We start from the raw sequence: 5,748 nt of genomic DNA, 5'->3' as shown, positions 1-5,748 counted from the left end.
CAAAGTATGAGTAGGCGTGGAAACTGTTGGGATAATGCACCAATGGAGCGATTTTTTAGAAGCTTTAAAACGGAATGGATGCCAAAGGTTGGATATGGAAATTTTATAGATGCTAAATATAGCGTGAGTGATTATATCAACGGATATTACAACAACGTTAGACCGCATCATTATAATGCCGGTTTAGCGCCAAATGAATCTGAGATTAGATACAAGGATTCTAAAACTGTGGCCAAATTTTATTGACCACTACAATGTGGGCGTAAAGCTATTATTCCATGAAGCTTGTCTTCTGGAGAATTCAGACGACCGATAGTATGAATTTCCGATATTCAATAGGTAGTTTTCGATAATTTCATTGGTCATTCCACAACCATTATCTCGGCAGATCAAGAAGGTATCACTTCCTTTTCTTTCAATATCGAATTCAATCTTAAATCTTAAGGTCCCTTCTTCCTGTGTAGATGAAGCCTGCATACTCCTGCATGCATCTAGCGAATTTTGATACAACTCTCTCAAACATGCATACTTATCCTTGTATAAGCCAACCCCCATTAACAGTTCCAGTATTTTTCGTTGGCTCAATGTGAACTTTAATCCGTGTTTAGGTATAAAACTTCCATCACTTTTTATGCCACTTCGGTCAACTTTTTCTGGTAGTTTAATATAGCTTCCAAGCCATTTTCTTTCGAACAAGAAGTAGTTTTGTATCTCCAGATCGACCCAGTCTAAGTATTCATGAACCTTGAAATAATCTCTGGGGCTCTCACAAAAAGCCTTAAATGATATAAGACCTTCACCTATAGAATAATTTACTCCATTATCTTTCATTGCCCATTGCTGAAAACTGTACTCTGATTGAAACTCTCTCGAAGTTCTCAATACTCGCGGGGCTCTATCAAAACTAAAATGCAAAATGTCCCCGAGCCTTAATAAAAGCGCTATGAGTTGCAAGTTTGCCGTATCATCACCTAGATAATGAGCAACCGAATCTAATGAGTCCTGAATATAAGAAACATTTTCGCAATGAGAACGACAAACCTTTGATAAATCTGAGGCTAGCTTTTTACCCCAAACCCTGCCGGTAATTTGTCCTTCAAAAAGGCGTGATAGATTGGTAATGTATTTTTCAACTCTTAAGTGATGATTCGCACGAATGAATGAAAAGCGAATAGCTTCACTTTCCCTTTCATATTCATCTTGAGACTTTATTAGACTAAATGTTTGCTTTGATCCGTTTCTAAACTCTTGGTATTCGACCAAAATGTGAGCAAGTTCTTCATGAAGCTGCTCTTGAGTCTCAGGGGAAAACCGCCACTTACTTACCTCGTCAAAGCTTTGATATAACAGCCCCTGATTTGCTTCAATAAAAGAAACAGCTTCCGAAAGTTTTAGCGGAGCTTTTAAATCATGTTTAAGTAGGCAATAAGGATCACGGTAATGCTCCCCCCCCTCAGTGACCCTTAAAAGTTTCAATTCCCAGTCTGGAGGAGCTAGCGCACAGTCATGTAAAAATGGCGCTAGGTGAAGAAAAAACAGCTCGTAAGAGGTGAGACGACGAATTCCAGCATCACCTAGTAAATTTTCAATATTGCTAAGAACTTTTTCGCTATGTGATTCATCATGCAAGTCAAATTCAGGTAGCACAACACTAATTCTTTTTAAATGGTGCCTGCAATCAGTTTCAATTGTAGAAGCTAGCGAATATAACTCTCCTAAAATAGGGTCCTCACAGGTACTTAGTCGTTGCTTTAACTCTGCTAATATTTTCATTATGATCCACAATATTTTTAGACTTCTTATGCGGTTAGAGTAGCCTCTCACACCCAAAAGCACCAGTGTAAACTTCCCCTAAACCACTTCGTTCAAATCCTGTAAAGCCATAAATCGGAACCCCGCAAGCGGGGCCCCCTTGCTTCGCAACCCTTCGGGCGATTTCTAGCTTGACTGGCTTTTCTCTACGTAGTGCGTGTTGGCCATGAGGTATGGCGCGCCTTTAGGCGGCAAGCGCCTAAAACTTACCAACCTCATAGCGAAAGGGGCTTATATGAAATATATGGACTTTATAAACAGGGCTAAAAAAGTAGAATTTGCTGATATAGCAAGGTCGGCAAAGCCGATTGAGCGCACAACTCTCAAACACGTTCGACCTAGCGATAAATGTTACCTGGTTAAAGCAGGCAGTAAGTTACAATTTTGGATCACTCGTGATGATTGCCTGCTGTCTGTGAATGTCTCTCTGCGCTCACCATTTTGTGTTTGTACTGACGCAGATAGTTAGTTATGTTTCCCATATCCCAACTTTCCCAGTTAGAAATAGAGCATTTTTTAATTTTTTTCATAACTTTTTTCGATTTCTTTATGGTGAGTACACTGGTGAGTAAGAGAAGCTTGAAACGGGTAAAAATCACCTTACAGGCCTTGATATACATGAATTATCTAAATTTAAAACGATAAACAGATCCAAAACATAGAATAGCGTTTTAGCCTGTTTCAAGTTGTTTATAACTCATTAATAAGCCTATATTTTTATAGGCTTTTTGTTTTCTACCGTTCATACTAGCCCCCTATTGTACGTGTCCAAGTGGTTACCAAACTACTTGATATCACCGTAACCACTTTTAAAATCCTTGATAGCCATTTTCATACAACTCAATTAATGTAAAAGAAACCAAACAAAAAATTAAAAATGGTATAGATCCGCTTGCTGAAAGAGGTAAGGCAGGGACAGACATTATTATAACAATGAATGACCTATTTAATGACTGGTTTAAAGATAAAAGTAAAGAAGCAAAAAAACAGTTTTTACCTATTAATAAAGCCTTTAAGTTTAATTGGTAGTAACCGTCAACGGTTGGCGGTTTGGTTTTTTAAGCTAAACCGTCTTATATAAATAATGCAATGCCTGTGAAATATTGATAATTTTTATTAGCTATATAGCTAACATCAAATAAGTGAATATATGTCGAGTAGAGCAGATATTGGCAAACAAATAAGTACTAGCAGGAAAGCTTTAGGCTACAAGCAACAAAAGCTATCAGAGATCGCGGGAATTAATAAAACGACGATTTCCGAGATTGAGAACGGTCGCTTTATGGGTTCATTCGATATATTTGAGCGACTGCTTGATGCAGTTGATTTACAATTTGAAGTTACCTCAAAACAACACTCTCTACCAGACTGGGATACCATTGAAGATATATTCTCGGAGGATGGCTAATGAGTGGCACACCACAGCTTCCAAATAAACCTGCTTTAACAAGGTAAGTTTTAGCCCAACTTAAGCGGTGGTAGGCATAAGTTTACTTGCCGCTAGGAATGCGCAGTTTAAGCTGCTCTACAAATAAGCCTATGCTTTGATAAACGTGTGCTTCAATCTCTTTGAGCTTTACTGTTTCACCGTTAGCTAAGCATTGCAGTAATAGGGTCATGAATGATTGGTAATCTGGTAACGACATACTATTCCCTGCCAAGCCGTATTAGTTAGTTACTATAAAGCTAATCCATTGTTCTTATTAGTTGAGATAATATACAAATTAAAATTATGGGGCAAAGGTTATGTACGCAGCTTTACTATGCATTATAAACAATTACCCCCTCGCAGGGCGCTGAGCTTACGGGTAGCGGGAGGGGTGTTATTTTATAAAGAGTCTGAAAGTATTGTATTCACAATTAATGATTCTTTGGCTACTTAATATATTCGCCTTTGTGTTGAGCGATACTAAACAAACGGGTCTAATAAGTCTTCGTCAAATACTAAACCTTTAAGGTTGTTACTTTGGATAATATTTTTAAACTCATCAGTACAATAAACTTTTTGAGCACCTTCCAGCTTAGATTTAAATAGCAGTTTATTTTGTATATCGTCTTGCTCAAAGGTAAGTAACTCTAAACCGTCTTCGAAGCCATCTTCGTATTTGGTTAAACACATGTCTTTTTGCTCTTGCCCGAAGGTAAGCAAGTTAAACAATATCATGTTGTTGCCTTCAGCTTTAACGGGTAAAAACTCTCCAAAATTTGCTAAGCGCTCTTTTAACAACTCATATACTGGCAGCTTCATTATTAAAAAATGACCTAGCCGCGATATGTCATAATCTTGCTTTTTAGCTTTACCAAAATAGTCAAAATTTAACCCTTGAGGCCATAGAGGGCTAAATTCGATATTATTTAGTGAGGATGACATAAACATCCTTAGTACAGTATCTGTATCAAGGTCGTTATTTTTCGAAATTGTTTCTGAGAGCTCAACAATATCAAAGTCGATTACGTCGTATGTGTAAGCTTCGTTTTTAATTTGATATACAGTCACTATAAAGCCTTCCAATTTTCATTTTTTGGTTCAAGTAAACCTGCAGGTACAGTACCCGTTTTTATTTTAACTTTAACGGTTCTCAATCTATTCAAAAATAAAGCTTTAGGCGTAGCCCATTACCAAAGTTAGTATTAATCCATGTCTCATAGTTATATCTGTGTAGCTTTCGATGAGGTGGCGAAGCTGGGCTATCCCAATTTTGCTCTTTATTTTTTTCAAAGTTAATTAACCATACACCGTTGATTGGATCGTTAATACCAACTCCATGCAGATGAAGATTAAGCCTTGTTTGTAACATATTCGCTGACTGGTATTGCCCTGTGCCACAAATAATATGGTGAGCCTCGTGCAGCTTAGTTGGTTTAGGCTCCCCTATTGCAGCCAAGTGACGAGCAAGCTTTTGAGTTGGATGGTGCTTTTCTTGTTTTAATTGCGTGACTGTAGAGCTTGCACTTAGCTCTCGGTATTCTTTTAAATCAGTTTGTAAGCGAGCATGAGCAGTAATTCTCTCTTTCTCTTTTTGCAAATGATTAAAATCACGAGCCATCTTATTTTTAAGATCTTCACTCGCCTGCCCTTTTTGAGCTATTCGCTTGTTATGGAACTCTTTAGCTTTTAACTCATAATTATAAATAGCCATTTCTAATGGTGAAGGATTTTGAGGTCTCTCGGGATGAGGGTATGCGTGTAGCGGTTACATAAAACACTCTTCCTTGATTATCTGATTATGATTGGGTGTATAATACAAAAACTAAACAGTTTATCAATTTTTATGTGTGTTATTAGCTACTAGTTTAAGCTTATTTCCTCTTTAGTAAAATAATCTCTATTTATCAGAAACCTATTCCAAGTGGTTACCATAGCGGTTACCAACTGCAATATAAACACACTAAAATTACAATAAGCCAATGATAAAATTGAGATTTAAATAATTACTCTAAATTCAAAATGTTGAATAGTTTTCAGCTAAGTATGACACATTCATAACTTATCAAAACCCGAGCTTAGCTCGGGTTTTTAGTAATACCACTAATAATACTTTGAGTATTGTTACCAAGTATCTTTACCTAAGGTTAAAGCGGCATGTTATACCAATCCGTAATAATACTTAATCATTTTGCGGGACTAAACGTGTCGCTACCTATGTTAAAAAATTCTCAATTAGAACAACTAAATAGCGAATTTTTTGCCTAGCTATCCACACGTTTTTCCATCTTCAAAATAGATCACTTAATTAAGCGTATTGGTATTAAATCGTACTTTATTTTAGACATTAAAAAGCCCGAGACTAAGCTCGGGCTTTTTGGTAATAATTAGCTAGGCTAATAATTACGCTACGATAGTTGCTACAACACCAGCACCTACAGTACGACCACCTTCACGGATAGCAAAACGAAGACCTTCATCCATCGCGATTGGTGCGATTAGAGTTACTG

7 protein-coding genes and 1 pseudogene are annotated in these 5,748 nt (G+C 37.1%); 3 read left to right on the top strand and 5 right to left on the bottom strand.

The features are described from left to right. Positions 1-246, top strand: a 246-nt coding sequence (locus H5126_RS21070) for an integrase core domain-containing protein (RefSeq protein ID WP_182721512.1), incomplete at its 5' end; no start/stop codon positions are given. A gap of 3 nt (positions 247-249) precedes the next feature. On the opposite strand, the gene H5126_RS21065 is transcribed toward H5126_RS21070, so the two are convergent. Then, the gene (locus tag H5126_RS21065) at positions 250-1,773 is read right to left on the bottom strand and encodes a hypothetical protein (protein WP_182721513.1); all 1,524 of its coding nucleotides are present in this window, start codon (positions 1,771-1,773) and stop codon (positions 250-252) included. Positions 1,774-2,047: 274 nt separating this feature from the next. Here H5126_RS21065 and H5126_RS21060 point away from each other — a divergent pair, with 274 nt between their 5' ends. After that, positions 2,048-2,281 (top strand): hypothetical protein, encoded by a 234-nt coding sequence (locus H5126_RS21060; RefSeq protein ID WP_182721514.1) that lies wholly within the window; start codon positions 2,048-2,050, stop codon positions 2,279-2,281. A gap of 681 nt (positions 2,282-2,962) precedes the next feature. After that, a complete protein-coding gene (locus H5126_RS21055) occupies positions 2,963-3,220 on the top strand; it encodes a helix-turn-helix domain-containing protein (RefSeq protein ID WP_165724394.1) in 258 nt (85 codons plus the stop codon). Positions 3,221-3,302: 82 nt separating this feature from the next. Here H5126_RS21055 and H5126_RS21050 read toward each other — a convergent pair whose 3' ends face one another. From H5126_RS21050 to H5126_RS21035, 4 genes and pseudogenes are all read right to left on the bottom strand, one after another. Then, a complete protein-coding gene (locus H5126_RS21050) occupies positions 3,303-3,458 on the bottom strand; it encodes a winged helix-turn-helix domain-containing protein (RefSeq protein ID WP_240915919.1) in 156 nt (51 codons plus the stop codon). A gap of 263 nt (positions 3,459-3,721) precedes the next feature. After that, positions 3,722-4,309, bottom strand: a complete 588-nt coding sequence (locus H5126_RS21045; protein WP_182721515.1) for a hypothetical protein — start codon at positions 4,307-4,309, stop codon at positions 3,722-3,724. 91 nt (positions 4,310-4,400) lie between these two features. Beyond that, complete coding sequence (locus H5126_RS21040) at positions 4,401-4,952, bottom strand: AHH domain-containing protein (protein WP_259414133.1); 552 nt, start codon at positions 4,950-4,952, stop codon at positions 4,401-4,403. Positions 4,953-5,641: 689 nt separating this feature from the next. After that, positions 5,642-5,748: pseudogene (locus tag H5126_RS21035) on the bottom strand (elongation factor Tu); the annotation flags it as partial.

This window comes from Pseudoalteromonas sp. SG45-3, assembly GCF_014164075.1.
Taxonomy (GTDB): Bacteria; Pseudomonadota; Gammaproteobacteria; order Enterobacterales; family Alteromonadaceae; genus Pseudoalteromonas; species Pseudoalteromonas distincta.
This window is presented reverse-complemented; position numbering and strand designations above follow the sequence as displayed.

What these genes read in the sequence shown, in the direction of transcription:
- H5126_RS21065 (WP_182721513.1), bottom strand. Translation starts at nt 1,773, where the DNA reads ATGAAAATATTAGCAGAGTTAAAGCAACGACTAAGTACCTGTGAGGAC.
- H5126_RS21060 (WP_182721514.1), top strand. Translation starts at nt 2,048, where the DNA reads ATGAAATATATGGACTTTATAAACAGGGCTAAAAAAGTAGAATTTGCT.
- H5126_RS21055 (WP_165724394.1), top strand. Translation starts at nt 2,963, where the DNA reads ATGTCGAGTAGAGCAGATATTGGCAAACAAATAAGTACTAGCAGGAAA.
- H5126_RS21050 (WP_240915919.1), bottom strand. Translation starts at nt 3,458, where the DNA reads ATGTCGTTACCAGATTACCAATCATTCATGACCCTATTACTGCAATGC.
- H5126_RS21040 (WP_259414133.1), bottom strand. Translation starts at nt 4,952, where the DNA reads ATGGCTATTTATAATTATGAGTTAAAAGCTAAAGAGTTCCATAACAAG.